We start from the raw sequence: 26,120 nt of genomic DNA on the forward strand, positions 1-26,120 counted from the left end.
CCTTGGGATTCTCATGCGGGGGTGGTGGCGCCGCTTTCGGCGCGACCGCGTTCGATGTCATGCAAAAGGCCGCCCGGGCGGGTGTAGAACACCCAGGTCACGGCAAGGCAGAGCACGTAGAAGCCCAGAAAGGCCCACAGCGCGCCCAGCACAGACCCGGTCAGGGCGATCGAGCTGCCATAGGCCTTGGGGATGAAGAAACCGCCATAGGCACCGATCGCGCTGGTAAAGGCGATGATGGCGGCGGACTCGCGGTCGGACTGGCGGCGACGTTCGTCCGGGCTCAGTTGCGGCTCCAGCCGGGCGACCTCTTTGCGCATGATCACGGGGATCATCTGGAAGGTCGAAGAGTTGCCGACCCCGGTAAAGAAGAACAGCGCCATGAACCCGGCAAAGAAGCCCATAAACGAGGCCGCTTGCAGCGATACGATCACCAGCGCGACCGAGGCGATCATGCCGGCAAAGACCCAGAAGGTCACCCGTGCGCCACCGACCCTGTCGGACAGCCAGCCCGAGCCAGCCCGGCTCAGCGCGCCGACAAGCGGGCCAAGAAAGACGTATTGCAGGGCGTTCACCTCGGGGAAGGCAAGGCCGATCAGCAGCGGAAAGCCCGCCGAATAGCCGATGAAGCTGCCAAAGGTGCCGATATACAGCAGGCACATCACCCAGTTGTGCAGCCGGGTAAAGATCACTGCCTGTTCGCGGAAGCTTGCCTTCGCATCGGCGATGTCATTCATGCCGATCCAGGCAGCAATGGTCACGGCAATGATAAAGGGCACCCAGATGAAGCCCGCGTTTTGCAGCCACAACCGGCCGCCGTCCGACAGCGGTTGCGGGTCGCCGCCGACGGCACCAAACACGCCGACGGTGATGACCAGCGGGACAAGGAACTGCATCACCGAAACGCCAAGGTTGCCCAGACCAGCGTTCAGCCCCATGGCGCTGCCTTTTTCCGATTTGGGGAAAAAGAAGCTGATATTGGCCATGGATGAGGCGAAATTGGCCCCGCCCAGCCCGCATAGCAGCGCCAGCGCGACAAAGATGATGTAGGGCGTGGCGGGGTCCTGCACCGCATAGCCGATACCCATCGCCGGGATCAGCAGCGAGGCGGTCGAAAGCGTCGTCCACAGCCGCCCGCCAAAGATCGGCACCATAAAGCTGTAAAAGATGCGCAGCGTCGCCCCCGACAGTGCCGGCAGTGCCGCCAGCCAGAACAGCTGGTCCTGACTGAAGGCGAATCCGATCTGGGGCAGCTTTGCCACCACCACCGACCAGACCATCCAGACGGCAAAGGCCAAAAGCAGCGCCGGGATTGAAATCCACAGGTTCCGTTGCGCAATCCTGCGGCCCTTTTCCGCCCAGAAGGCCGGGTCCTCGGGCCGCCAGTCGTCAAGGACGCGCGGCATCACGGTGCGCTCGGGGTCATGCACCTCGGCCAGTTCGGGAAAGTTCGGCAACCGGTCCAGCGCCTTGCCCTGCGCCTGCCGCTCCATCGCGCGGATCGACAGATGCATCCACGCCATCGACACGATGACGACAAGAAACAGCAGCGCAAAGCACGAAGTCCAGATCCCGGTCAGGTCCAGCAGGGCGCCAAAGACGATGGGCAGGATGAACCCGCCAAGCCCGCCGATCATGCCGACCAGACCACCGACCGAACCGACATGGTTCGGATAATAGACCGGGATATGCTTAAAGATCGCCGCTTTCCCAAGGCTCATAAAGAACCCCAGTGCAAAAAGCGTGACCACAAAGGGCCAAAGTCCCATCTCGGTCGAGAACGAAATCAGCCCGTCCTTGCCACGGATCGTGTAATCCGTCGGCGCATAGGACAGCATGAACAGAAACAGCGCGCTAAAACCAAAGGTCCAGTACATCACCGTACGCGCGCCAAAACGGTCCGACAGCATGCCGCCATAGGCACGAAACACGCTTGCCGACAGGCTGAAGGCCGCAGCCGCCATACCGGCAACCCGCAGATCGACGCCATAAACCTCGGTCAGGTAATGGGGCAGCCACAGCGCCAGCGCGACAAAGCCGCCAAAGACAAAGAAATAGTAAAGCGCAAAGCGCCAGACCTGCAGCTTTTTCAGGGGGGCGAATTGCTCGGCCAGCGAAGGGGCGGCGATACCCGCGGCGCGCCGGGCCTGAAAATCGGGATCGTCCCGCGCGATCAGCAGGAAAATCACGCCCATCAGCGCGATGCCGACCGCCCAGATCTGCGCAACGGCCTGCCAGCCCCAGGCGACAAGGATAAAAGGCGCTAGGAACTTGGTCACCGCCGCGCCGACGTTGCCCATGCCAAAGATGCCAAGCGCCGTACCCTGACGCTGGCTTGGGAACCATTTCGAGACATAGGCGACGCCGATGATGAACGAACCGCCTGCCAGCCCGACGCCAAGCGCGGCCAGCAGAAAGCCCGTGTAGCTATGCGCCCAGGTCAGCGCCCAGGTCGCCGCGCCGGTCAGCAGCATCTGCAATGAGAACACCAGCCGTCCGCCATAACGCTCGGTCCAGACGCCGAGGATCAGCCGGACGAGTGAGCCGGTCAGGATTGGGGTTGCGATCAGCACACCATACTGGAACTCGGACAGGCCAAGGTCGTGTTTGATGGTGACACCGATGATGGAAAAGATCGTCCAGACGGCAAAGCACAGCGTGAACGCTATGGTGCTAAGCCACAGGGCCATCTGCTGCTCCAGTGGGGACGGAGAACGGGTTTCCGGCATGGCGGCTGCTCCGGTTTTGGGTCTTTCACGCGCATTTCCGCCGCTCACCCAACACGGACAGGTGTTACCATATTTGATCTGGATCAACCTCCGACCCCTCAGGGGAAAAAAACGCCCGAATTTGGGTTTTATGTTTCCTGCCAAGGAAACTGCTCAAATCGCCGTAACGGATCTATTAGTTAACTGAATAACAAAATTGGCAGTATTGATTGACAATAGTCAAACAAATTGCCAGCTTGCACCTAATTCCAGCCACGACAGCAAGGATCATCAGATGCGCGAAGAGGACCGCAACGACATCCGCAAGCTGACCCTGTTTCGCAACATGACCAGCCCGGCCTTTGATGAGCTGATGCACGCTGCCTACGATCAGGTTTTCCCCGCACAGCTTGAACTGGTCCGGCAGGGCGAAGCCGCGAATTTCCTGCATGTCGTGCTGGAGGGTGCGGTCGAGCTTTATGCCAATTGGCAGGATCGCGATACCACCATGGCGGTGGTCCAGCCGGTTGCGACCTTTATCCTTGCCGCCTGCATGCGCGATGCGCCCTATCTGATGTCAGCGCGCACGCTGCAACGTTCGCGGATCGTGCTGATCCCGGCGGTGGATGTGCGGGCGGCCTTTTCGCGCGATCCGGGCTTTGCCCTTGCTACGGTGCAGGAACTGGCCGAGGGCTATCGCAGCCTCGTGCGCCATGCCAAGAACCTGAAACTGCGCAATGCCCGCGAAAGGCTGGGGGCGTATCTGTTGCAACGATCGGATTATGCCGGGGCGCAGGGCTTTGTATTGCCGCAGGAAAAGCGGCTGCTCGCTTCTTATCTGGGCATGACGCCGGAAAGCCTGTCACGCGCCTTTAAGGCGCTGCGTGACCATGGCGTCCATATCGACGGAATGCGTGTGACCATCACCGACCCGGCCGCACTGAAGGCGCTTGTCCAGACCGACAGCCTGCTCGACAGCCCGTTGAACATTCCCTGACCGCGCGAATTTGACCGCAAGCGGCGGAGTGCCCGGCTGCCCCGTCGGCGATATCCGTGGTAAGGAACTGTTCAGCAGAAAGGCTCTTGCCATGACCGATGCCGCCCTTCCCACCAAAGCCGATCCGCGCTGGCAGCGGGTGCTGGCACGCGATGCCGCAGCGGATGGCAGTTTCGTCTATGCCGTCCATACGACCGGGGTCTACTGTCGGCCCTCTTGCCCGGCGCGGCGGGCCAAGGCGCAGAATGTAACGCTGTACCCCGCGCCCGACGAGGCCGAAGCGGCGGGCTTTCGCCCCTGCCGACGCTGCAATCCGCGCGGTCTTTCAACGGCCGAGGCGAATGCCGCGCTGGTCGCGGCCGCCTGCCGCCTGATCGAAGGCGCTGAAACCACGCCCAGCCTGGAACAGCTGGCCGAGGCGGCGGGACTGAGCCCCTTTCATTTTCACCGCCAGTTCAAGGCCGCGACCGGAATGACGCCCCGCGCCTATGCCATCGCCCATCGCGCCGGCCGGCTGCGCGAGCAGTTGCGCGAAAGCGACAGTGTGACCGGGGCGATCTATGATGCAGGTTTCGGCTCGGCCAGCCGGTTTTATGAGAACGCGGATCAGATGCTGGGAATGACGCCTTCGACCTGGCGCAAGGGAGGCGCCGGGGCCGAGATCCGCTTTGCGCTTGGTCAGAGCCAGCTTGGCGCGATCCTTGTTGCGCAAAGCCAGCGCGGTATCTGCGCCATCGCATTAGGGGACGATCCCCAGGCGCTGCTGCACGAATTTCAGGACCGCTTTCCTGCCGCCACCCTCATCGGCGATGATCCAGAATTTCAGGCCCTGATCGCCCGGGTCATCGGCTTTGTCGAGGCTCCGGGCGTCGGGCTTGACCTGCCGCTTGATCTGCGGGGCACGGTGTTTCAACAGCGGGTCTGGCAGGCATTGCGTCAGATCCCGCCCGGCAGCACCACAAGCTATGCCGAGATTGCCCGCCGCATCGGCGCCCCCCGCGCCCATCGCGCCGTAGCGGCGGCCTGCGCAGCAAACCCGGTCGCGGTCGCCATCCCCTGCCACCGGGTGGTGCGCAGCGACGGCGCGCTTTCGGGCTATCGCTGGGGCCTTGCACGCAAACGCGCGCTTCTGGAACGGGAAAGCCGGGACTAGTGGCGCAGCAGGATGATCAGGTTGAGTTCGACATCTTTCATCACGCGGCAGCCCGCCCCGCGACTGGGCCGAACGGGCGCGACCCGGCGATCCACTGGCCCTGGCCCCGGGGGCGACAGCTGGCCCCAGACCGCGCATCCGGGGCTTTTCGGGGATAAAACCGCCCTGCGAGCCACGCCCGGATATGGGCCGCTGACCCACAATTCACGCGTCAGACGCTGCGATGATCTGTTGGCCGTACCGGACGCTGCCGAATTCTGACAGGGCCGGCTTTGACGTGACCGCCAGCCGACCTGTCGGTTTACCGGCCCCGCGCATGAGGGGCGCGAGGCATGGCGGCGGCTAACCGGGTGCAATCTGGCCCGGGTTGTGTTCACCGCCGCCCATCGCAGTAAACCCTTACGCCAGCAGCCGCAGGCGGGGCAGCGAGGCCGCGGCCGCGGCCCATGCCAGAACCGCGCACAGCGCAATCGCTGGCACCATCGTCACCGAGGTATTGTCAAGGAAAGGGCTGGTGACGGCGATCATCAGCCCGCCGGTCAGCATCTGGATCGTGCCACCCAGTGACGAGGCCAGCCCGGCAATATCCGGATGCGGATCCAGCGACATGACCATGGCGGTCGGCATCACCAGGCCCAGACAAGCATTGGCCATGAACAACCCGGCGATCACCACCGGCAGAGCATCAAACCCCGCCATCACCACCACCGACAAAAGCAGCGCAAGTCCCGCAAAACCGGTGATGGCAAGCGAGATGACCCGCTCCATCCCATAACGCTCAGCCAGCTTGCCCGCGAATTGCGAAGCAGAGAAAAAGCCGATCGCATTCACGGCAAAGGCCAGCGAAAAGCCGGTCGGGCTAAGCCCATATTGCCCGGTATAAACAAAGCTCGCCGAGGCAAGGAACACAAAGAAGCTTGCCATGCCAAAGCCACCGATCATGGTCAGCCCCATAAAGCGGCGGTCGGACAAGAGACGTCTTGCCCCTTCGGCCATGGTGGTCAGACGCACGGGACGGCGCTCTGCCTGAGGCAGGGTTTCCGGCAGCACAAAAAGAATCAGCGCAAGGCTCAGCAGAGCGGCGGCCGCCAGCACCGCAAAGATCTCGCGCCAGCCGCCCCAGGCCATCACGGCCGAGCCGGTCAGCGGCGCAAGCATGGGCGAGACCGAAATCACAATCATGATCGCGGCCATCATCTTTGCGGCCGCTGGGCCGGTCGCCATGTCGCGGATCACCGCGCGCGGCACCGCCATCAGCGTCGCCGCACCAAGCCCCTGCAGGGCGCGGGCCGCAATCAGCCAGCCGATGGTCGGCGCAAGGCTGGCGGCCACCGTAGCGACAAGAAAGATCGCCACACCGATCACCAGAGGTTTCTTGCGCCCGACCGCGTCGGCCATCGGGCCGTAGATCATCTGGGCGATACCAAAGACGATGAAATACGAGGTCAGCGTCAGGGCGGCCTTGGCCTCGGACGTGCCAAGGTCGCGGGCCACCTGCGGCAGCGCGGGCAAATACATGTCGATCGCAAAGGGACCGACGGCGGAAAGCAGGCCAAGAATCAGGGCCATGCGGAACAACGGATCACGCATCGGAAAACCTGTAAATGTTCAGATATGAAAATAGCGGCGCAGAATCGCGCCAAGGGTCATTCACCGCCGCCGAGCGGCCTTCCTGCCATACCCAGACGGCAAGGACAACCACCACGACCTGAAAAATCTCGCGCCGGGCGAAAAACCGCGCCTCGGCCGGGTCCGGCACCATGCGGCAACGCCGTCATTGATCTGGTGACAAAAAGGCACCGACCTCGACTGGACGGCTTGACAGGTGCGCCTGACGTGCAACATTGGCGCCATGAACAAGGTGGCTGATTGGTTGTCCAAGAAGAGCCCGGTCAGTCGGAAAAACGCCGCCGAAACGGTGTTCGAGGATCTGCGAGGCGCAATTTTGACCGGTCGTTTACCGGTCGGCATCCGGTTGCCTTCTGAAGCCAAGCTAGCCGAACATTATGGCGTCAGCCGCCCGATCATCCGCGAGGCCATGCGTTCATTGCAGACGCTGGGGCTGACCCGCAGCCGCAGCGGCAGCGGCAGCTTCGTGATCTCGGACAGGCAGGTGCCCGAGCTTGCCTATGGCAGCTATTCCGCCCGTGAGCTGATCGAGGCTCGGCCTTTTATCGAGATCCCCGCAGCTGGCTGGGCCGCCCTGCGCCGCAGCGAAGAGGACATGAACCGCCTGCTGCAACTGTGCGACAGCATGGAGCGGCAAGAGGATGCGCTGAAATGGGTGCGCCTTGATTCCGATTTCCACTGCCTGATCGCCGAGGCAGCGCGCAACCGGCTGTTTGCCCGCATCGTCACCGACTCTCGCGATGCGCTGATGCGCCAGTCCGAGCTGGTGAACCTGATGGCTGACCGGCGCATTACCTCAAATCACGAACATCGCCGCATCGCCGAAGCGATTGCCACAGGCTCGGAATCCGAGGCGCAGACCGCCATGCGCGACCACCTGCACGAGGTCGAACAGGCGATGACCTGGATCATCAACCAGCGTCCGGCGAATTCGTGATCTTCCACATTGCGGAACCCGGGCGCAATTTTCCTTTCATTGACTGACCCGTGACGCAAGATTATGCCGGGCTTTCGCGATGGCGTCTTGACCCTGCCGCAGGCTGTGCTAATCCCCAAGCTGTCTGACAGATTGAGATAACCGGAGCCCAAGACCCGGAGGCCGATCTGAAACAGGGCCAAATCTGCAGGGGGAAAATGTGCAAGGCCATAGGGCTTATGTCGTGACCGGAACGGGCCAGAACCCGCTGCTGGTGGTCCTGACCACCGGCGGAACCATTGCAAGCAGCCTGGATTCCGACGGAGCCGCACGGCCAAACCTTGGGGCCGCCGAGCTGCTGTCATTGCTGCCGCCGATGGCGGTGGATCTGCGCGCACAAGAGGTGCTGGCCAAGGACTCGGCCAGTCTGACGCTGGCCGACATGCAGCGGATCAGCGATGCGGTGGGGGCAGCACTGGCCGATCCGCAGGTCACGGGGGTCATCGCACTGCACGGCACCGACGCAATGGAGGAAACCGCGCTCCTCGTTCAGTTGCAGCATGGCCCGCAAAAGCCGGTGATCTTTACCGGGGCGCAGTTTGCATCTGACCATCCACGCTCGGACGGCGCGCGGAATTTCACTGATGCTGTCCGGGCGGCACTGCAACCCCAGGCAGATCCGGGGGTCGCTCTGGCCTTTGGCGGTCAGGTCATGCCGGTCTGGGGGCTTTACAAATTCTCGACCGATGCACCCGACGCCTTTCGGCGGGTGGCGGATGAAGGGGCAACCATCTCACACCCCTTGCCCGCCCCTGTCAGCGATCTGAGGGTCGATATCATCGCCGCCCATCCCGGCAGCGACGGGCTGCTGCTTGAGGCCAGCCTTGCAGCCGGCGCCCGCGGCATCGTCATCGCGGCACTGGGGTCCGGCAATGCCACGCCCGAACTGGTCGCGGCAATCGCGCGAGCCCGCAACGAAGGTGCGGTTGTCGTCGTCTCAAGCCGCGTGCCCGAAGGACTGCTTTCGCCAATCTATGGCGGCGGGGGCGGCGGCCACGACATGCGCCGCGCCGGAGCCATCCACGCCCGTGTGCTGCGCCCGGGGCAGGCGCGCATCCTGCTGGCGGCAATGCTGGCCAATGGCTGCTGCGAGACAGAAATCGCTAACGCATTCGAAGGCACCCCTGATACCGTGCCGCAATCCCGCCCTGCCTGAGGGGCGGGACCGCTCTCTCACCCGGCCCCACGACGGGTGCCGGGATTGCACATTCCCGTCATGTAGCGCTAAATCGCCCCCGGAAACGGGAAGGAACCAGCATGAAACACGTCTTTGCCGCCGCGCTGCTTTGCGCTGCCGTCGCCGCGCCGTCGTTCGCGCAGGAAATCAAGATCGGTTACGCTCTGGCCGAGGACAGCCATTACGGCGCGGGTGCCAAGGCATTCGAAGCCTCGCTCAAGGAAAGCCTTGGCGACCAGTTCACCTTCCGCCATTTCCCCTCATCGGGTCTGGGCGGTGAGCGTGAGGTTCTCGAAGGGCTGCAGCTTGGCACTGTCGAAATGACCATCGCCTCGGACGGTACGCTGACCAATTTCGTCCCCGAAGTCGGCGTTTTGGGCATCCCCTTCCTGTTGCGGGACAAAGATCACGCCCGCAAGGTTCTGGACGGCGAGGTCGGGCAGGAGATGCTGGCGAAATTCGACGCCGCCGGTCTGCACGCGCTGGCCTGGGGTGAGCAGGGCTTTCGCCATATCACCAGCAACCGCGGCCCGGTCGAGAAACCCGCCGACCTGAGCGGGCTCAAGATCCGCACCATGGAAAACCCGGTGCATATCGAGGCGTTCCGCGCCCTTGGCGCCGCCCCTACCCCGATGGCATGGCCCGAGGTGATCGGCGCGCTTGAACAAGGCGCCATCGACGGGCAGGAAAACCCGCTGTCGGTGATCGTATCGGCCAAGCTTGACGAGGTGCAGAAGTTCCTGACCCTCGACGGCCATGTCTATTCCTCGACGATCATCCTTGTTTCGCCTTCGCTGTGGAACGGGCTGGACGACACGCAGAAAGCCGCCTTTGACAAGGCCGCTCGCGATGCGGTGACGGCGATGCGCGCCTATGTGGACGATGTCGATGCCTCGGGCGTCGAGGCGATGAAACAGGCCGGCATGCAGATCAACGAGCTGTCGCCCGAAGAAAAAGCCGCCTTCCGCGACGCGCTGGCCGGGCCTTACAAGCAATATGAGACCCAGTTCGGCAAAGAGCTGATGGACCGCATCCAGGCGGTCGAATAACCGATGCGCCGGATCGAACACGCCTTTGTCGCGCTGAACGGTGCCGTTCTGGTTCTTGGACTTGCCGCCATGGCGGGGATCCTTGGCTGGAACGTCGCCGGTCGCTACCTGACCGGCAATTCGCTGACCTGGGCCGATGAGGTCGCGCGTTACTCGATGATCTGGCTGACCTTTCTGGGCTGCGGGCTGGCGCTGCGCCACGGCGCCCACGCCGCCATCACCAATGCGCAGGACGCCCTGCCCGCCAGGGGTCAGCTTGTCCTGCGCGGCGTGATCCTGTTGATCCTGTTCGGCTTTTTCGCCTTCATGGTCTGGGTCGGCATCGACTACATGAACCGGACCTCGATCCAGCGGTCGGCGGCACTGCAGGTGCCGATGAAGTGGATCTATGCCGCAATGCCCGTCGGTTTCCTGCTGATGATCCTGCATCTGGCGCTGGTCGCACCACAATATCTGCGGGCGGGCCTGCAGCAATCTGACGAGGCCCCAGTTGGTTGAGATTCTGATTGTCGCATTTCTGATCCTGATGATCATGGGGGTGCCCATCGCCTTTGCGCTGGCCATGGCCGCCTTTGCCGCGGTCGGCCTTTCAGGCCGCTATCCGCTGGTCGTGGTGGTGAAAGAGATGTTCACCGGTCTTGACAGCTTTCCGCTGCTGGCTGTGCCCTTTTTCATCCTCGCGGCCGAGATCATGTCCACGGGCGCGATCTCGCGCATGCTGCTGCGTTTTGCCTCGCAATTCGTCGGGCATCTGCGCGGCGGGCTTGGCTATGCCAATATCCTGACCGGGACGCTGTTTGCCGGGATCTCGGGCTCGGCGCTGGCCTCGGCTGCCGGCCCCGGCGCAATGATGGCACGGATGATGGAGCGCAGCGGCTATTCCAAAGCCTATGCCGGGGCGCTGACCATCTCGGTCGCGGTCATCGACCCGATCATTCCGCCTTCGATCACCATGATCATCTATGCGCTGCAGGATCGCAATACCTCGGTCGGCTCGCTGTTCATGGCAGGCATCCTGCCCGGCATCCTGATCGCCGGCCTTTTGGCCGCCGTGAACTGGTGGATCAGCCGCAAACGCAACTATCGCAGCGGAGAGCCGCGCCCGCCGCTGGGCGATATGCTGCGCAACACCGGTGCTGCGCTGCCCGCGCTTTTGTTGATCGTGCTGATCGTCGGCGGCATTCGCGGCGGGGTCTTTACCCCGACCGAAGCCTCGGTCGTCGCAGTTTTCTACGCGATCCTGACCAGCGCCTTTATCTATCGCGGCTTTACGCTAAGCGATCTTTGGGGGGCTTTCCTGCGCTCGGCTATCATGTCGGTCGCGGTGCTGATGATCCTGGCTGCCGCACGTGCCTTTGCCTGGGTGCTGATCATCGAGGGCGTGCCGCAGGCCATGGCTGACGCGGTCATCGCCATGGACCTGTCACCCATAGCGTTTCTGCTGATGGTGAACCTGCTGCTGCTGGTGTTTGGCATGTTCATGGACCCGCTGCCCGGGGTGATGATCCTTGTGCCGATTCTTGCGCCCATCGCGCATAACCTTGGCATTGCAGCAGACCATTTCGCCATCATCGTCATCGTCAACCTGACCTTCGGGCTGATGACGCCGCCGGTCGGAGGGCTGATTTTTGTCGTCGCCTCGGCGACACGGCAAAAACCCTCGGCGCTGATCCGCGAATTGCCGCCGTTCTTTCTTGCGGCGCTGGCATCATTGCTGATCCTGACCTTTGTGCCTGCGCTTTCAACCTGGCTGCCCCAGATCAGCGGCTTTGCGCGCTAAGATATCGCGGCAAGGCGCAGACCTCTGTTGCCTTGCCGAATTCCTTATGCCGAAGGGCGGGTAAAGACATAGCCGAGCCCCAGCCCCATCAGCCCGGCCACCGCCAGTACCAGCGGCCAGCCCGGGTGGCTGAAGAATAAAAACAGCCCAAAACCTGTCAGCGTCCCGATGAGCGCCGCCCATTTGGCCCGCATCGGGATCGCCCCGCGCTCACGCCAGTCCGAAAGCAGCGGGCCGAATTGCGGATGTGAAAGCAGCCAGCTCTCCAGCCGCTCGGACGAGCGGGCAAAGCAGGCGGCGGCAAGGATCAGAAAGGGCACCGTCGGCAGCAGCGGCAGAAATATCCCGACAAAGCCCAGACCGGTAAAGCCAAGGCCAAGCGCAAGAAACAGCGCCCGCATCACGGCAGAATGGCGCTCAGGCCCGGGCATGGCCGACCTCGCGCCACCCGGCGTCAGTCCACGCCATGGCCTGGCACCTTTTTTACATGTTCGGGCCGGAACCCCATGCCGATCAGCCGGCCCATGGCATGGGCAAGCAGCGGAAAGCGGGCGATTGCACGGATAAAGCCCGGCGGGCGCGGCGCGGCCTCGCCCTTTTCGTTACGCTTGCGACGCATCATGCGCTGCAATCCCTGCGTGGCCTTGGTCGGGAAACGGCGGCGGGCCTCGACCCGGGCCAGATCGGCATCCTGCAACCGCCCCTCGCGCAAAGGGCGGGCAAGGATATTTGCCGCCGCCACCGCGTCCTGAATGGCAAGGTTGACGCCGAACCCCCCGACCGGCGACATGGCATGTGCCGCATCGCCGATGCACAACACCCCCGGCGCCCACCAGCGTTTCAGCCGGTCCATGCGGATCGAAAGCAGGTGCACCTGATCCCAGCCCTGTATTTCGTCAAACCGCCCGGCAGGCAGGGGCGCCAGCGCAGCCAGCGCGGCGCGAAATGCGGGCAGGCCGCGCGCCTTGAGGTCATCGAAACTGCCCTTGCGGATGACATAGCCGCATTGCCAGAAATCGCCGCGGTCGATCAGCACCAGCCCTTGCTGCGGGCCGGCATGGCTCATCGCAGGGACCGGATCGTCGGGCAGGCGCGTCAGCCGCAGCCACAGCACATCAACCGCTGAGCCAAAGTCCTGAACCTCCAGCCCTGCCTTGGTACGCACTACCGAATGCCGACCGTCCGCACCAATGACCAGCGGCGCGCGGATCTCGCCTTTCGCGCCGCTTGTGTCCTGCCAGATCACGCCGTGGATGCGCCCGTTTTCGCGTAAAAGGCCGCTGACGCCATGGCCCATACGCAGCGAAAAACCCGGCAGCTCCTGCGCCTTTTCCGCCAGAAAATTCAGGAAATCCCATTGCGGCATAAAGACGATATAGCGACAGTCGAGCGGCAGGCGGCTGAAATCGGCGATGGTGACCTGCTGGCCCGCGATCTCGGCATGCAGGTCGGGCGCCTTTTGATGCGGCAGGCGCAGGAATTCGTCCAGCCAGCCCAGTTCGGCCATCAGTTGCAGGGTGGCTGGATGGATGGTGTCGCCGCGAAAATCATGCAGGAAATCGGGATGCCGCTCCAGGACCGTGACGCGGGCACCCGCCCGCGCCAACAGCAGCCCCGCCATCATCCCCGCCGGTCCGCCGCCCGCGATCACGCAATCCCGTTCCTCGGCCATGTCAGTCCTCCGATCTTGCTGAGAGCCGCCTGGCAGGACGCCCCCCGAAAGTGCCGGAGGGGCCAGAGGGGCTGGACGGCCATGCCCGGTGTTGTCACTCACCGCCAGTATAGCCATCACCGCGGCCCTGCCGCGCTTGGGCCAATTGACGCAGAAAAGGCGCCGTCAGCCCGCCACCGGACCGGGGGCATAGACGGCCAGAAAACGTGCGACGCGGCGGCGGATAAAGGCCTCGATCTCATCATCGCTCAGCGGAGGCATCATCAAAAGCGCGCGGCGCTGCAAACCGCCCAGCAACAGGTCGACGAATTCGGCCCCCGCCTCAAGGCAGTCGCTCATTACCAGATCGCCCTGGGCCACGCGGCGCTCAAAATACTCTGCCAAAGCCTTGATCGAGCGGGTGGGACCGGCCTGATAGATCAACCGAGCCAGTTCGGGGAATTTCTCACCCGCGCCGATCATCATGCGCATCGCGGCCAGCACCTCACGCTGTAGCAGCGTGCCGATCATGCGTCGGGCGATCTGGCACAGCTCATGCCCGACATCCTCCGTACCCGATCCGATCTGGCGGATGGTCTGTTGCAGGCGACCGCATTCGGTCGAGACCAGCGCCTGAAACATCGCCTCTTTGCTGTCGAAATACACATAGAGCGTACCCTTCGACACCCCCGCCGCCTTGGCGATATCCTGTACCGAGGCGGCCTCGAACCCATGCGTCAGGAACATCCGCCGCGCGCCATCAAGGATCTGGCGGCGTTTGGGATTGTCCTCGGGCTGCATCGTCAGGTCGCAGGGATCACCCTGATCACCCTTGTCAGATGCCGTCTTGCCGCCGGGTTGGTTCAAACCTGCCTCCTTTTCCTGCACGCTGCGGATGTCGTGCGGCAGGATATGCCACCCCGTCAGGAAAAGTCATTCCCTATCCCGCAGGGTCCCTTAATATGTATATTGACCGAACGGTTCGGTCAATACTATAAGCAGCCTGACCGCGACTCGAATCCCCCCTCCTCCACCGGGGCTGGCTCTTCGATCTGCTGGCAGCGGTCACTATCGGAAAGGCGCGATATACCATGGCTTCGACGCACGAAGATTCGTCTGCGGCAACCGGCCCCTCGCCCGGGGCACAGCCGGCGGCGAAAAAACCCGGCAAGGCCAAACGCATCCTTGGCGCGCTGGCGCTTATCCTGCTGGCGGTGGTCGCTTACGAGGGCTGGCAATGGTTCACCTCTGGCCGCTTTCACGAAAAAACCGACGACGCCTATCTGCAAGCCGATCTGGTGACGCTGCAGGCGCGCGAAAGTGGCTATATCGCCGAGATCCTTGTCGCGGCCAACGCGCCCGTCCGCAAGGGTGAGGTCATCGCCCGCATCGACCCCGAGGATTATGAACTGGCGCTGGAAAGCAGCCGCAACGGCCTGGCCGTCGCCGAAAGCAACGTGCGTCAGCTTGAGGCGCAGATCACCGCCGGAGAGGCCGCAATCCGCCAGGCCCACGCCGCAGTGACCGCCGCCGAGGCAACCAGCGACGGTGCACAACGGGCCTATCGCCGGGCGCGCGAGCTAAAGACCACTTCCGCCGGCACGCAGGCCGCATTGGATGCAGCCGAGGCGAATGCGAAATCCTCGGCCGCGCAGGTTGAAAGCGCACGCGGCGCGCTGGCCCAGGCCGAGGCCGAGCTGGTGTTGTTCAAGGCCCGGCTGGACACCGCCCGGCTTGAGGTACAATCGGCCCGCACGGATCTGAGCAAGGCACAGCGCGATCTGGACTTTACACAGATCCGCGCCCCTTTTGATGGCATCCTGACCGAACGGCGGGTCGAGGTCGGCTCATACGTCGGCCCGGGCAGCCCGATCGGGACGCTGGTGCCGGTGCAGGAGGTCTATGTGGATGCCAATTTCAAGGAAACCCAGATCGCCGATATCCATCCCGGCGCCAAGGTTTCGATCCGCGTCGACGCCTGGCCCAAAGAGGTTCTGCATGGCACGGTGGACAGCCTTGCCGCCGGTACGGGACAGGTGTTCAGCATATTGCCCTCGTCGAATGCCACGGGCAATTTCACCAAGGTCGTGCAGCGCGTTCCGGTGCGGATCCAGATCGACGCACAGGACCGCGCTCGCCTGCCCCTGCGCCCCGGCTTGTCGGTCATTGCCGAGATCGACACCCGCACCGGTGCCAGTCAGCAGCTGATGCCGCCCACGACCACGCCCGAAGAAGCCGCTCCGGATATCGCCGCCACCTCTGCCGCGCCCGAAGCTGCGGCCAAGGACGCCGCCCTGCCCGACAGCCACAACAGGGGCTAGACCATGGCTGCCAACGGCACCGCCGAAGTGACCGCCGCGCCCGTCGTAATGACTGCCGCGGTGGATGAGGACCGGATCGACCCACGCCGCCTCATCACCTTTCTGCTGATGGTGCTGGGCATGTTCATGGCGATTCTGGACATCCAGATCGTCTCGGCCTCGCTCTCTGAAATTCAGGCCGGGCTTGCGGCATCAAGCGATGAGATCCCGTGGATCCAGACCTCGTATCTGATCGCCGAGGTCATCATGATTCCGCTGTCAGGCTATCTGTCGCGGATGCTGTCGACGCGCTGGCTGTTCACCATCTCGGCGGGCGGCTTTACATTGATGAGCCTGATGTGCGGCCTGTCAAACTCGATGACCGAGATGATCATCTGGCGCGCGCTTCAGGGTTTCATCGGCGGGGCAATGATCCCCACGGTCTTTGCCTGCGCCTTCACGATCTTTCCGCGATCAAAGATGCATATCGTCTCACCCATGATCGGGCTGGTGGCGACGCTAGCCCCAACGATCGGGCCGACGCTTGGCGGCTATCTGACGGAATACCTTAGCTGGCACTGGTTGTTTTTCATCAACGTCATTCCCGGCATCATCGTCACCAGCGCGGCTTTTCTGATGATCGACTTTGACAAGCCGGACATGAGCCTGCTGCGCCGCTTTGACTGGTGGGGTTTTCTGGGCCTTGCGCTGTTTCTTGGCGCAATGGAATATGTGCTGGAAGAAGGCGCGGCAGACGACTGGTTCGCCGACGAACTCATCGTCGCCATGACCGCAGTGATGGCGGTTGGCGGTTTTCTTTTCTTCTGGCGCGCATTCACGGCCCAAGAACCTATCGTGCGGCTCGACGCCTTTGCCGACCGCAACTTTGCCATGGGCTCGCTGTTTTCCTTTGGCCTTGGGATCGGGCTTTATGGGCTGATCTATATCTTTCCGCTCTATCTGTCGGGGGTACGCGGCTATAATTCGCTACAGATCGGCGAAGCGATGATGGTGTCGGGCGTGTCGATGTTTCTGACCGCCCCTATCGCCGGACGGCTGTCGCAAAGCGTCGACCCCCGGCTGATGATGGGTATCGGGTTCGGGATCTTTGCCTTTAGCTGCTGGATGATGACCGGGCTGACCGAGGATTGGGACTATTGGGAAATCTTCCTGCCTCAGATCCTGCGCGGTGTCTCGCTGATGCTCTGCATGGTGCCGGTATCGAACATCGCACTGGGGATGCTGCCACCTGAAAAAGTCAAGAACGCCTCGGGCCTGTTCAACCTGACGCGCAACCTTGGCGGCGCGGTCGGGCTGGCGCTTATCAACACCGTGCTGCGCAACCGCGAGGATCTGCATTATGCCCGCATCGCCGAAAGCGTCAGCGGCACCAACCATGCCGCGCAAGAGACGATGCGGATGCTGGAACAGGTTTATTCCAGCCTTAGCGAGGCAGCCGATACCGCGGCGCTGGCGACACTGACCCAGATGGCGCGTCTGCAATCAATGCTTATGTCGCTGGCCGATATCTTTGTGCTGCTGACCGCTCTTTTCGCCTCTCTCGCGCTGCTTTTGATATTTGTCGAACGCCCCGCGTCCGGCGGCGGCGGTGGCGGCGGCGGGCATTAGACCGACCACATTGCCCTGCCCTCACGGGAATGATGCTATGGCCCGGTCGTGGGCCCCACACCCCCGATTCGACCCCGCGCGACAGGAGGAGAGCATGGGTTTCGTCAGCATGAAGATCGGTGGAAAGGCACGCCCTGCCAGCGACGGGCGCAGCTTTCACCGCCGCAACCCGGTCACCGGCGCGATTGCCAGCGAAGCCGCCGCCGCAAGCCCGGCCGATGCAATCGCGGCGGCTGACGCGGCCGCCGCAGCCTTTCCCACCTGGGCCGCACTTGGCCCCAACGCCCGGCGCGCAGCGTTGCTTGGTGCGGCCGATGCGCTTGCCGCCCGCGCCGATGCTTTCGTCGCCGCCATGGCTGATGAGATCGGTGCGACCGAACCCTGGGCACGTTTCAACACCATGCTGGCTGCCTCGATCCTGCGCGAAGCGGCAGCGCTGACCACGCAGGTCGCGGGCGAGGTCATCCCGTCAGACAAGCCGGGCTGTCTTGCCATGGCCAGCCGTGAGCCGGTCGGGGTGGTGCTTGGCATCGCACCCTGGAATGCGCCGGTGATCCTGGGTGTCCGGGCTCTGGCGACCCCTCTGGCCTGCGGAAATGCCGTGGTCTTCAAAGCGTCCGAGACCTGCCCGCGCACCCATTCGCTGATCGTCGAGGCCCTTGAGGAAGGCGGGGTGCCCCGCGGCCTTGTCAGCCTTGTCACTAACGCCCCCGAGGACGCAGCCGATATCGTCGGAACGCTGATCGATCATCCTGCGGTGCGGCGGATCAACTTTACCGGATCGACCAAGGTCGGCCGCATCATTGCCGAACGCGCCGCACGGCAGCTTAAACCCTGCCTGCTTGAATTGGGCGGCAAGGCCCCGTTTATGGTGCTGCACGACGCCGATCTGGAAGAGGCGGTGAATGCCGCGATCTTTGGTGCCTTTTTCAATCAGGGCCAGATCTGCATGTCGACCGAACGTATCATCCTTGCCCCCGGGGTTGCCGAGGATTTCGTTGCACGGTTTATCGCCCGTGCTGCTGCACTGAAGGCCGGAGATCCTCGCGAGGGCAAGGCCCCTCTGGGCGCAGTGGTCGATGTCCAGACCGTCACCAAAGTCACGGCTCTGATCGAGGACGCCCGCCAGAAAGGCGCAACCCTGCATTCTGCCGGAACGGCCGAGGGTGTGCTGATGCCGGCGCAGGTGGTCGATCACGTCACAACCGATATGCGCATCGCCAACGAAGAGAGCTTTGGTCCAGTGGTCGCCATTTTCCGCGCCCGTGACGAAGAGGACATGATCCGCCTTGCCAACCACGGGGAATACGGGCTGTCAGCAGCAATATTTACCCGCGACGTGGCGCGCGGGCTGACGGTGGCACGCCAGATCAGGTCAGGCATTTGCCACATCAACGGCCCGACCGTGCATGACGAGGCACAGATGCCCTTCGGCGGGACCGCCAGTTCCGGTTATGGCCGCTTTGGAGGCAAGGCGGGTATTGCCGAATTCACCGAGCTGCGCTGGATCACCGTGGAAACCCAGCCCGGCCAATATCCACTGTAGGATCACAGCCCCAAGCCACCAGATGGCGCGGAATTGCACATCATTAGCGGCAGCACCTAGTTGCTCAGTCCCGGTATCTGATGGACCGGGTTCAGGATGAATCTGTCGGGCTCTGATGTCGAGATCTCGCAGATGTATTCGTAAGGCGTGAGACCACCGGGGATCTTTAGCTTTCGTGCGAAGTTGTAGGCCGCCATGAAGTCTGCGAGGTGCGTTCGCAGTTGGTCGTGGGTTTCGTAGTGGAAGCGTTTGACGGTGGCGTCCTTGATCGTGCGGTTCATCCGTTCGACCTGGCCGTTGGTCCAGGGATGGTTGGGCTTGGTCAGCCGGTGCTCAATCCCGTTTGCCTCACAGATCATGTCGAAGCGCATCAGCCGGGAGTAGAGGGTGTTCCGGTTCCACGGCTGCTCTGCGAACTGGGTTCCGTTGTCCGTGAGAACAGTGTGAACCTGGTAAGGCACGGCTTCAAGCATATGCTGAAGGAATTCCCAGGCTGTCTTCATGTCGGCTTTATCGACGAGTTGGGTCACGGCGAACTTGCTCGTGCGGTCGATGCCGACGAACAAATATTGCTTACCTTCAGCTGTCTGCACCTCAGCTATGTCGATGTGGAAGAAGCCGATCGGGTAGCGTTTGAATTCCGACCGCTCCGGCTTGTCACTCTCCATATCAGGCAGGCGCGAGATGCCATGTCGCTGCAGACAGCTGATGGCGTCAGGTGGGGGATCGAAGGCTGCAGAGCGTAGAGACAATCGTCTAAGGGCAGAAGTGTATGACGTCTGAACGCAACGGTCATCGCCTCCCCGGCCTCGGACAAAGCTGTCGAACGGAGCTCTGCCGGCCCTGTCTTCATGTCTTCGGCCGTCGCGCGCTTGCGCCACTTCGCGACGGTCTTGGTGTTAATCCCCAGTTCGCGGCCCAACTGCGCGAGCGAAGCTTGCGATCGCTGTATTGTTGTATTGTTGTTCGGACAGCGTGCGTGATCGTGGCGCTGCCATGGCGAATTTGTCCCATAGGGCATCCTTCCATTCCAAAGAAAAGATCGCACCATCAAACCGTGGGATCAAACACCTACGGTCAGGACTCATAACCAGCAAATGACGGTAGCTGCCAGGGCGAAGGCGGAGAGAGACAGGATGGGGAGCGATCGTAGCGGGTTGCGATCCGACGCCAGTCCTTCAACCTGGCGAACATGTTCTCGACCTTGTGGCGTTGGCGGCAGAGGTCGGCGTTGTGTGGGATCGGAACATTCCGGGCCTTCCGGGGCGGGATGCAGGGTGAAATGCCTATTCCGATCAGTTCGTTACGGAACCATGCGGCGTCATATTCCCGGTCGGCCAGCAATGAGGCCGCCTGCGAGAGCAGCGCCCGCGCACCGATGTAGTCCGGGGTCTGGTCTGCCGACAGAAACAGCCTGATCGCGCGACCCTTGGCATCGGCCAGAACATGCAGCTTCGAGTTCAGCCGACCCTGGGAGCGCCCGATCAGCCGTCCGCGTTCCTCTTTTGGAGCGCCAGGCTCGACGCCGTCCGGTGCGTTTTCAGATGTGTCGCATCGATCATCATCATATCGGTTTCCTGCGCCTGCCCGCCAGTTCGGTCATGCTGGTAGCGAACACTGCCATTCGGCTCCAGCACTTCCAGCGGTTGTAGAGCGTCTTCGCGGGACCAGAGGCGGCAGGTGCGTGTTTCCGCATCAACCCGTTGCGCTGAATAAAGATCATACCGCTCAGCACGCGTCAGTCGTCAAGGCGAGACCTGCCTCGTGACTTTGGAAAAAACTGTCGCAGACGCTCCATCTGCTCATCGGTCAACCAGTATGATCCCTCCCTGAGGTGGGAACGTCAATCACAGCATAGCACGCTCATCAGCCGCGTTTACGGGGCCTGACCTTAGGGCCAAAGGCCGAGGCAGGCTGCACGGTTACAAAACCTGCAAGCCCGCGCCGGGCGGATACGGCAAGCCGGGCCGCGCTGCATCTCCAAGCCCGGCGCAGCCGCCAGGCAGTTCGTTCTATCCCTCGGCCGCCCTTTTGCAGCACCCATCGTGCGGGTGCCGCACCGGGCCTTTCAGCTCTGCCTGTTTAGCCCGCGTTTCTGTTGGGCAGATCAGTGCCGGATCACGCTCATCGGTGAAAAAAGGCTGACGACATGTTCCAGCGAAACAATGTCATCCTCGCTCCAGCCGACGCGAGACAGGCACTGGCGACTTGCCCCGGTGCCAGAAAGACCGTGGAGAATCTGCCAGACATGTTCCAGCGCTGCCGCGACACGGTCATTCAGCCTTTCGCGCAGACGATCCCCGACCCGGTAACGGTCAAGCGGCATAGTACTGGCAAGGCGATGCGCCTCGGCCAGAACCGCCTGGCTCAGATCACCGACGCGCTCGCCCGTGTCATTATGGCTGTCGGCCAACAGACCAACATATTTTGCCTGATGGACGTTTCCGGTCAGGATTGAGGCAAAGGCAGCAACGGCCCGGCGCTCCCAAAGGCTGAAAACCCCGGGGTCGGCGGGCGAAAGCAGGGCCGCGGCCGACGGCCGGTGGCGCGGTCGCACATCACCCCGGTCCCGGGTCAGCAGCAGACGGCTGCCAAGCTTTCTCAGCTGCGCCAGAACGCCGTGATGGCCCGCAAGCTCATCCACAACGGGCGAATGGTGCTCGAAACCCATGCGGGGGCCGAGGTCGAATTCGAGGACATCGGAAATTCGACGCGACGGGGCACGCTCGGTGATCTTCATATACACGGCCGCAACCTCCTGCTGCTTTCGTCTGCATGCAGGCTAACCCGAAAAGGATTAAAAAACGATGAAATTGGTCGTTTTAAATTTCCTTCCGCACGACTTAATTATTCCCGCATCGCAAACTCTACGGGAAATTTCTTCTGCAACGCGAAAGGAAAGGCCGGCTCACAGGATTGACCGCGAATCCGGGGGCCGACTCTGTGCGTTACGGCTTGCGGGCCAGCATGGCGCGCAGTTGCGTGGGGAATAGCTGCAACAGCAAAGTCTCGGTCACCGCCTCATCCCCCTTGGCTACAAAGGCGCGCAGGTCGATGGGGCTGTCGTCGCGCCCGACCAGCTCTTCCGGGCCGCCAAAGCCCAGATCGAACATGGCTCGCCAAGCCGACTGGCCAACGATGGGATAGACCGCGTCGTTCGAAACCACCCCGCGCGAACTGGTGATGTTGAAATAGGGCTTGTCGCCCGCCCCAAGGTCATGAGGGGTAAAATCGCAGACAATTTTAACCGTATCCTGCGGGCGCGGTTGTCCCGGCACGCCCCCCGCGCCCAGTCGGACGGCGGTGAACTGGCCGGTGCTGCCGGTCAGCGGGCTGTCCTTGAGCCAGGACAGGGTATAACTAAGCTCATGACTGTCGCCCGGTTTGACCGCCCCGGCGGGCTGCCAGAAGGCGACGATATTGTCGTGAATCTCATCATCGGTGCTGATCTCGACCAAGGTGACGGTGCCCTGACCCCAATCCTGCCCCGGGACGACCCAGGCGCCGGCGCGACGGTCGTAGAATACGCCATCATCCTGATATTGCTCAAAATCCCTTTCGCGCTGCATCAGGCCAAACCCTTTGACCGAGGGCGCGCTGAACGTGTTCACCATCGTATGGGGCGGGTTGTTCAACGGCCGCCAGATGCGCTCTCCGCTGCCCGTCAGAATTTCCAGCCCGTCTGAATCATGTACCTCTGGCCGCCAGTCGGGCGAGACATGGGGGGTATTCTTGGCAAACCAGAACATCGAGGTCAGCGGCGCAAGGCCCAGACGTTCAACCGTGTCGCGCATAAAGATGCGGGCGGTCACGTCCTGCACCACCCCGTCGCCCCGGCGCGAAACGATGCGATAGGCCCCGGTGGCACGCGGACTGTCAAGCAGCGCATAGGCGGTCAGGCCGTTTTCGTTCTCGGGCTCAAGCCAGAACTGGGTAAACATGGGAAATTCCTCGGGGCCGCCGGCAATAGCGGTGTCGATCGCCAGCCCCCGCGCCGAAAGGCCGAATTGCCCGCTATAGCCCGAGGTTCGCCAATAGGACGCGCCAAGGAACGCCATCCAGTCGATCCCGGTCTTGGCGTCCATGGCGCTGAACCCGGCAAACCCTTCGGTACGGACCAGTCGCCTGGCGGGGTTGTCCTCGGGGATGTCAAAGAAATCGACCGAGAAGGGGATTTCGCGGGCCATACCGTCCTCGACCGTATGAAGGCGGACGGGCTGTTTGAAATAGCGGCCGGGAAAGAAAAAACGCACCTGCGAAGGGCTGGGCTTGTCGCCCCACAACGCCCGCTCTTTGCGAAAGCGGATCTCGTTGTGGCGGTCGTAATCGACCTCTTCAAGGATATCCGCCTCTTCGACCACCGGAGGCTGATAGTCGTGTTCGGCAAGCTCGCGCGCCTGCCCGGTCAGCCACTCAAACGAAAAAGGGACGGGCTCACCGCCGTCGGCCCCATCGGCCGCACGGGCGAGCTGTGGCAATAGAAAGAAGGCGCCGCCTCCTAGAGCGGCCTGCAAAAGAGTGCGGCGGGCGATTTGGGACGAATGCATGATGCTCCGGGGGGTGGGCGAGTCGGTCGGGCAGTATCCAGCAGCAATATAAACGTTTTTTCAACTGGTTGAACGTATATCGGCCGGGGGCTGCCATTCTTGTTAGCGTTATCGGCATTTTGCTGCCGGCAGGCGGCGCAACAAGGGGCATCCCGGCCATCCACATGGACGGGACGGTCTCGACTCTGCGGATTTTCATGGATAGGCTGGAATGATGTTGTTCTGCGCGCCGTCATCTCAGGCCCGGTATTACGCCGGTGTGCTGCTATTCCGCTCTCTGCCCCCGGCAGAGCGGCGTTTGCGCTGATCTCTCGCCCCGGGGGCTTTCCGATCCCACCCATCCTGATCTTCGGCCGGCCATGACCGGGCGATCCCTGTGCATGACAATCAATTGAGGACGAAACATGACCAGAACCTCTCACCCGCCGGTTATCATCGCCAGCGAAACGCTGGAGCGGCTCGAGCGGCTGGCCGAGGCCGCAATGGCGCGCAACCCGGACCTCGCCGACCGGCTGCTGACCGAGCTGTCGCGTGCCAAGGTCCTGCCGCTTGAGCGCCTGCCCGAGGATGTGGCGGCAATCGGCAGCAGTGTTACCTTTCGCGATGAAACCATGGGCCGCGATCAGACCGTTGTCCTGACCTGGCCCGAGGATGCCGATATCGCCCAGGGGCGTGCCTCAGTCCTGACCCCGATTGGCGTCGCGCTGATCGGGCTGAAGGCGGGCGCGCAGTTCTCGTGGGATACCCGCGCGGGCGAGACGCGCGAAATGACGATCCTGTCGGTCAGCCGCGCCGATCCGGTGACCCCGGCGGCGTGACGCCCCGTGGCTGACGGTTCTGCTGAAACGTGGCACTGTCACCTTTCGGTCATGCTGGCGGGCTAAAGGGGGCGCCGAAAGCGGCCCCGCCCTTTGGGCCGCCCAAGCAGCCAGGAGCGTCTGATGACCGAGCAAAAGCCTTCCCGTCACCTATTCCGCACCAGCCAGCTGGAGGAAGCCGACGGCCCCGGCCATAACCCCACCGCCAACCCGACCATGGGCGAGATCATCGCAGCCCGCTTTTCGCGTCGCGGCTTTCTGCGTGGCTCGCTTGCCGCCACGGCCATTTCGGCGACCGTAAGCCCCCTGGCCCTGCTGGCCGCCGATGAGGCGCGCGCCGAAGGCACGGTCGAAGGCTCGGCCTTTGACTTCCCCGAGGTCGATGCCGGAGTCGATGCCAATCACCACGTTGCCCAGGGCTATGACGCCGATGTCCTGCTGCGCTGGGGCGACAAGGTTTTTGCCGATGCGCCCGAATTCGATCCCAAGAACCAGTCCGAGGCAGCGCAGGAACGCCAGTTCGGCTATAACAACGACTTCGTCGGCTTCATCCCGCTTGAGGGTGCCGATGACCGCGGCCTGTTGGTCGTCAACCACGAATACACCAATGAACATCTGATGTTCCCCGGTATCGTCACCCTCAAGGATGGCGAGATCTCGGTTGCCGATGCCACCGAGGATCGGGTGAATATCGAAATGGCAGCCCATGGCGGCACCATTATCGAGATCCGCCGCGTGGACGGCAAATGGCAGCCGGTGCTGGAAGGCGCGCTGAACCGCCGCATCACCGCCAAGACTCCGATGCAGATCAGTGGCCCCGCCGCCGGCCATCCACGCCTGCAGACCGTTGCTGATCCGACCGGCACCAAGGTGCTTGGCACGATCAACAACTGTGCCGGCGGTGTCACGCCCTGGGGCACCTACATCATGGCCGAAGAGAACATCCACGGCTATTTCATGGGCGCCCTGCCCGAAGGTCACGCCGAGGCCCGCAACTATGAACGTATGGGCATCCCCGAGGAAAGCTATGCCTGGGGCAAGTTCCATGACCGTTTCGACATCTCGAAAGAACCAAACGAGCCCAACCGCTTTGGCTGGATCGTCGAAGTCGATGTGATGGACCCGAATTCGGTGCCCAGGAAACGCACGGCGCTTGGCCGTTTCAAGCACGAGGGGGCGGAAAGCGCGCTGGCCCCTGATGGGCGCGTTGTCTTCTATCTCGGCGATGATGAGCGATTCGACTATGTCTACAAGTTCGTGACCAGCGGCCGCTATAACCCCGATGACCGCGCCGCCAATATGGACCTGCTGGATGAGGGCACGCTGTATGTCGCCCGTTTCCACGAGGATGGCTCGCTTGAGTGGCTGCCTCTGACCCATGGCGAGGGGCCGTTGACCGCCGGGAACGGCTTTGAAAGCCAGGCCGATGTGCTGATCGAGACCCGCCGTGCCGCCGACCTGCTGGGCGCAACCCCGATGGACCGCCCCGAGGATATCCAGCCCAATCCCGAAACCGGTCGCGCCTATGTCATGCTGACCAACAACACCAAGCGCAAAGAGGTAAACGCCGCTAACCCCCGCGCCGAGAATGCCTTTGGCCATATCATCGAGATCATCGAGGATGGCGGCGATCTGGCTGCGACCAAGGGTCGGTGGGAGATCGTGGTGAAATGCGGCGACCCTTCGATTGCCGAGGTCGGCGCCACCTTCTCGACCGCGACGACCGAAAACGGCTGGTTCGGCATGCCCGACAACTGCGCCGTCGATGCCGAGGGGCGGCTGTGGGTTTCCACCGATGGCAACTCGCCCTCGGACACCGGGCGCACCGACGGTCTGTGGGCGGTGGATGTTGACGGACCGGCGCGCGGCACCTCGCGGCTGTTCTATCGCGTGCCCGTCGGGGCCGAGCTTTGCGGCCCCTGCCCGACGCCCGATCTGACGACCTTCTTTGTCGCGGTCCAGCACCCCGGCGACGGCGGCGAGGATTGGGAGGGTCACGGCCGCCCGTCCTATTACGAGGACCTCTCGACCCGCTGGCCGGATTTCCGCGATGACATGCCGGTCCGCCCGGCAGTTGTCGCCATCAGCAAACAGGGCGGCGGCAAGATCGGCTGACCGGCGCAACCAGGGGCGGCCGCTTTACGGCGGTCGCCATCCCGC

The 26,120-nt window shown here is 62.9% G+C and carries 20 protein-coding genes and 2 pseudogenes; 12 read left to right on the top strand and 10 right to left on the bottom strand.

Annotated elements, in window-relative coordinates; genetic code table 11:
- Nucleotides 1-11 precede the first annotated feature (11 nt).
- Nucleotides 12-2,690, bottom strand: a complete 2,679-nt coding sequence (locus F8A10_RS19660; RefSeq protein WP_227493551.1) for a nitrate/nitrite transporter — start codon at nt 2,688-2,690, stop codon at nt 12-14.
- A 313-nt stretch (nt 2,691-3,003) separates the two neighbouring features.
- Between F8A10_RS19660 and F8A10_RS19665 the strand changes: the two genes are divergently transcribed.
- Both F8A10_RS19665 and ada read left to right on the top strand, forming a co-directional pair.
- Nucleotides 3,004-3,705, top strand: a complete 702-nt coding sequence (locus tag F8A10_RS19665) for a helix-turn-helix domain-containing protein (protein WP_010397498.1) — start codon at nt 3,004-3,006, stop codon at nt 3,703-3,705.
- A 91-nt stretch (nt 3,706-3,796) separates the two neighbouring features.
- Nucleotides 3,797-4,858, top strand: a complete 1,062-nt coding sequence (ada, locus tag F8A10_RS19670) for a bifunctional DNA-binding transcriptional regulator/O6-methylguanine-DNA methyltransferase Ada (RefSeq protein WP_152368273.1) — start codon at nt 3,797-3,799, stop codon at nt 4,856-4,858.
- Nucleotides 4,859-5,257: 399 nt separating this feature from the next.
- Here the strand turns inward: ada and F8A10_RS19675 are convergent, their stop codons facing one another.
- Together F8A10_RS19675 and F8A10_RS19680 are read right to left on the bottom strand one after the other, a co-directional pair.
- Nucleotides 5,258-6,448: a multidrug effflux MFS transporter gene (locus F8A10_RS19675; protein WP_085501669.1), complete on the bottom strand. Its 1,191-nt coding sequence runs from the start codon at nt 6,446-6,448 to the stop codon at nt 5,258-5,260.
- The gene (locus F8A10_RS19680; RefSeq protein WP_152368274.1) at nt 6,441-6,620 is read right to left on the bottom strand and encodes a hypothetical protein; all 180 of its coding nucleotides are present in this window, start codon (nt 6,618-6,620) and stop codon (nt 6,441-6,443) included. The genes F8A10_RS19675 and F8A10_RS19680 overlap by 8 nt, the downstream gene beginning before the upstream one ends.
- A 90-nt stretch (nt 6,621-6,710) precedes the next feature.
- Here F8A10_RS19680 and F8A10_RS19685 point away from each other — a divergent pair, with 90 nt between their 5' ends.
- The 5 genes from F8A10_RS19685 (at nt 6,711) to F8A10_RS19705 (ending at nt 11,469) form a co-directional block, all read left to right on the top strand.
- A complete protein-coding gene (locus F8A10_RS19685; protein ID WP_152368275.1) occupies nt 6,711-7,424 on the top strand; it encodes a FadR/GntR family transcriptional regulator in 714 nt (237 codons plus the stop codon).
- Between the two features lie 223 nt (nt 7,425-7,647).
- Nucleotides 7,648-8,619 carry an asparaginase gene (locus F8A10_RS19690; RefSeq protein ID WP_029372248.1) on the top strand — a complete coding sequence of 324 codons (972 nt, stop codon included), beginning with the start codon at nt 7,648-7,650 and terminating at the stop codon, nt 8,617-8,619.
- Between the two features lie 101 nt (nt 8,620-8,720).
- Nucleotides 8,721-9,689, top strand: coding sequence for a TRAP transporter substrate-binding protein (locus F8A10_RS19695; RefSeq protein WP_010397487.1), 969 nt, complete (start codon nt 8,721-8,723; stop codon nt 9,687-9,689).
- A 3-nt stretch (nt 9,690-9,692) separates the two neighbouring features.
- A complete protein-coding gene (locus tag F8A10_RS19700; RefSeq protein WP_010397484.1) occupies nt 9,693-10,187 on the top strand; it encodes a TRAP transporter small permease in 495 nt (164 codons plus the stop codon).
- Nucleotides 10,180-11,469 carry a TRAP transporter large permease gene (locus tag F8A10_RS19705; RefSeq protein ID WP_010397482.1) on the top strand — a complete coding sequence of 430 codons (1,290 nt, stop codon included), beginning with the start codon at nt 10,180-10,182 and terminating at the stop codon, nt 11,467-11,469. Before F8A10_RS19700 ends, F8A10_RS19705 begins: the two co-directional genes overlap by 8 nt.
- Before the next feature lie 44 nt (nt 11,470-11,513).
- Here the strand turns inward: F8A10_RS19705 and F8A10_RS19710 are convergent, their stop codons facing one another.
- The 3 genes from F8A10_RS19710 to F8A10_RS19720 form a co-directional block, all read right to left on the bottom strand.
- Nucleotides 11,514-11,900: a YbaN family protein gene (locus tag F8A10_RS19710; protein WP_193668369.1), complete on the bottom strand. Its 387-nt coding sequence runs from the start codon at nt 11,898-11,900 to the stop codon at nt 11,514-11,516.
- Nucleotides 11,901-11,923: 23 nt separating this feature from the next.
- Nucleotides 11,924-13,141 carry an FAD-dependent oxidoreductase gene (locus F8A10_RS19715; protein ID WP_152368276.1) on the bottom strand — a complete coding sequence of 406 codons (1,218 nt, stop codon included), beginning with the start codon at nt 13,139-13,141 and terminating at the stop codon, nt 11,924-11,926.
- Between the two features lie 165 nt (nt 13,142-13,306).
- Complete coding sequence (locus F8A10_RS19720; protein ID WP_152368277.1) at nt 13,307-13,987, bottom strand: TetR/AcrR family transcriptional regulator; 681 nt, start codon at nt 13,985-13,987, stop codon at nt 13,307-13,309.
- A 224-nt stretch (nt 13,988-14,211) separates the two neighbouring features.
- Here F8A10_RS19720 and F8A10_RS19725 point away from each other — a divergent pair, with 224 nt between their 5' ends.
- From F8A10_RS19725 to F8A10_RS19735, 3 genes are all read left to right on the top strand, one after another.
- Nucleotides 14,212-15,441 carry an HlyD family secretion protein gene (locus F8A10_RS19725; protein WP_152368278.1) on the top strand — a complete coding sequence of 410 codons (1,230 nt, stop codon included), beginning with the start codon at nt 14,212-14,214 and terminating at the stop codon, nt 15,439-15,441.
- 3 nt (nt 15,442-15,444) lie between these two features.
- Complete coding sequence (locus tag F8A10_RS19730; protein ID WP_406611895.1) at nt 15,445-17,049, top strand: DHA2 family efflux MFS transporter permease subunit; 1,605 nt, start codon at nt 15,445-15,447, stop codon at nt 17,047-17,049.
- Nucleotides 17,050-17,143: 94 nt separating this feature from the next.
- Nucleotides 17,144-18,595 (top strand): aldehyde dehydrogenase, encoded by a 1,452-nt coding sequence (locus tag F8A10_RS19735; RefSeq protein WP_152368279.1) that lies wholly within the window; start codon nt 17,144-17,146, stop codon nt 18,593-18,595.
- 56 nt (nt 18,596-18,651) lie between these two features.
- Here F8A10_RS19735 and F8A10_RS19740 read toward each other — a convergent pair.
- The 4 genes and pseudogenes from F8A10_RS19740 to F8A10_RS19755 form a co-directional block, all read right to left on the bottom strand.
- A pseudogene (locus tag F8A10_RS19740) lies at nt 18,652-19,609 on the bottom strand (IS481 family transposase).
- A 70-nt stretch (nt 19,610-19,679) separates the two neighbouring features.
- Nucleotides 19,680-20,393: pseudogene (locus tag F8A10_RS19745) on the bottom strand (IS5 family transposase).
- 309 nt (nt 20,394-20,702) lie between these two features.
- The gene (locus tag F8A10_RS19750; RefSeq protein ID WP_152368280.1) at nt 20,703-21,341 is read right to left on the bottom strand and encodes a carboxymuconolactone decarboxylase family protein; all 639 of its coding nucleotides are present in this window, start codon (nt 21,339-21,341) and stop codon (nt 20,703-20,705) included.
- 202 nt (nt 21,342-21,543) lie between these two features.
- The gene (locus tag F8A10_RS19755; protein WP_029372118.1) at nt 21,544-23,142 is read right to left on the bottom strand and encodes a glucan biosynthesis protein; all 1,599 of its coding nucleotides are present in this window, start codon (nt 23,140-23,142) and stop codon (nt 21,544-21,546) included.
- A 404-nt stretch (nt 23,143-23,546) separates the two neighbouring features.
- Between F8A10_RS19755 and rnk the strand changes: the two genes are divergently transcribed.
- A complete protein-coding gene (gene rnk, locus F8A10_RS19760; RefSeq protein ID WP_010396684.1) occupies nt 23,547-23,960 on the top strand; it encodes a nucleoside diphosphate kinase regulator in 414 nt (137 codons plus the stop codon).
- Nucleotides 23,961-24,083: 123 nt separating this feature from the next.
- A complete protein-coding gene (locus tag F8A10_RS19765; RefSeq protein ID WP_152368281.1) occupies nt 24,084-26,075 on the top strand; it encodes a PhoX family protein in 1,992 nt (663 codons plus the stop codon).
- The last annotated feature ends 45 nt before the right edge of the window (nt 26,076-26,120 follow it).

The organism is Paracoccus kondratievae, assembly GCF_009301415.1.
Lineage (GTDB): Bacteria > Pseudomonadota > Alphaproteobacteria > Rhodobacterales > Rhodobacteraceae > Paracoccus > Paracoccus kondratievae.

What these genes read in the sequence shown, in the direction of transcription:
- F8A10_RS19725 (WP_152368278.1), top strand. Translation starts at nt 14,212, where the DNA reads ATGGCTTCGACGCACGAAGATTCGTCTGCGGCAACCGGCCCCTCGCCC.
- F8A10_RS19685 (WP_152368275.1), top strand. Translation starts at nt 6,711, where the DNA reads ATGAACAAGGTGGCTGATTGGTTGTCCAAGAAGAGCCCGGTCAGTCGG.
- F8A10_RS19700 (WP_010397484.1), top strand. Translation starts at nt 9,693, where the DNA reads ATGCGCCGGATCGAACACGCCTTTGTCGCGCTGAACGGTGCCGTTCTG.
- F8A10_RS19660 (WP_227493551.1), bottom strand. Translation starts at nt 2,690, where the DNA reads ATGGCCCTGTGGCTTAGCACCATAGCGTTCACGCTGTGCTTTGCCGTC.
- F8A10_RS19695 (WP_010397487.1), top strand. Translation starts at nt 8,721, where the DNA reads ATGAAACACGTCTTTGCCGCCGCGCTGCTTTGCGCTGCCGTCGCCGCG.
- F8A10_RS19755 (WP_029372118.1), bottom strand. Translation starts at nt 23,142, where the DNA reads ATGCATTCGTCCCAAATCGCCCGCCGCACTCTTTTGCAGGCCGCTCTA.
- F8A10_RS19675 (WP_085501669.1), bottom strand. Translation starts at nt 6,448, where the DNA reads ATGCGTGATCCGTTGTTCCGCATGGCCCTGATTCTTGGCCTGCTTTCC.
- F8A10_RS19680 (WP_152368274.1), bottom strand. Translation starts at nt 6,620, where the DNA reads ATGGTGCCGGACCCGGCCGAGGCGCGGTTTTTCGCCCGGCGCGAGATT.
- F8A10_RS19710 (WP_193668369.1), bottom strand. Translation starts at nt 11,900, where the DNA reads ATGCCCGGGCCTGAGCGCCATTCTGCCGTGATGCGGGCGCTGTTTCTT.
- rnk (WP_010396684.1), top strand. Translation starts at nt 23,547, where the DNA reads ATGACCAGAACCTCTCACCCGCCGGTTATCATCGCCAGCGAAACGCTG.
- F8A10_RS19765 (WP_152368281.1), top strand. Translation starts at nt 24,084, where the DNA reads ATGACCGAGCAAAAGCCTTCCCGTCACCTATTCCGCACCAGCCAGCTG.
- F8A10_RS19735 (WP_152368279.1), top strand. Translation starts at nt 17,144, where the DNA reads ATGGGTTTCGTCAGCATGAAGATCGGTGGAAAGGCACGCCCTGCCAGC.
- F8A10_RS19715 (WP_152368276.1), bottom strand. Translation starts at nt 13,141, where the DNA reads ATGGCCGAGGAACGGGATTGCGTGATCGCGGGCGGCGGACCGGCGGGG.
- F8A10_RS19665 (WP_010397498.1), top strand. Translation starts at nt 3,004, where the DNA reads ATGCGCGAAGAGGACCGCAACGACATCCGCAAGCTGACCCTGTTTCGC.
- ada (WP_152368273.1), top strand. Translation starts at nt 3,797, where the DNA reads ATGACCGATGCCGCCCTTCCCACCAAAGCCGATCCGCGCTGGCAGCGG.
- F8A10_RS19730 (WP_406611895.1), top strand. Translation starts at nt 15,445, where the DNA reads ATGGCTGCCAACGGCACCGCCGAAGTGACCGCCGCGCCCGTCGTAATG.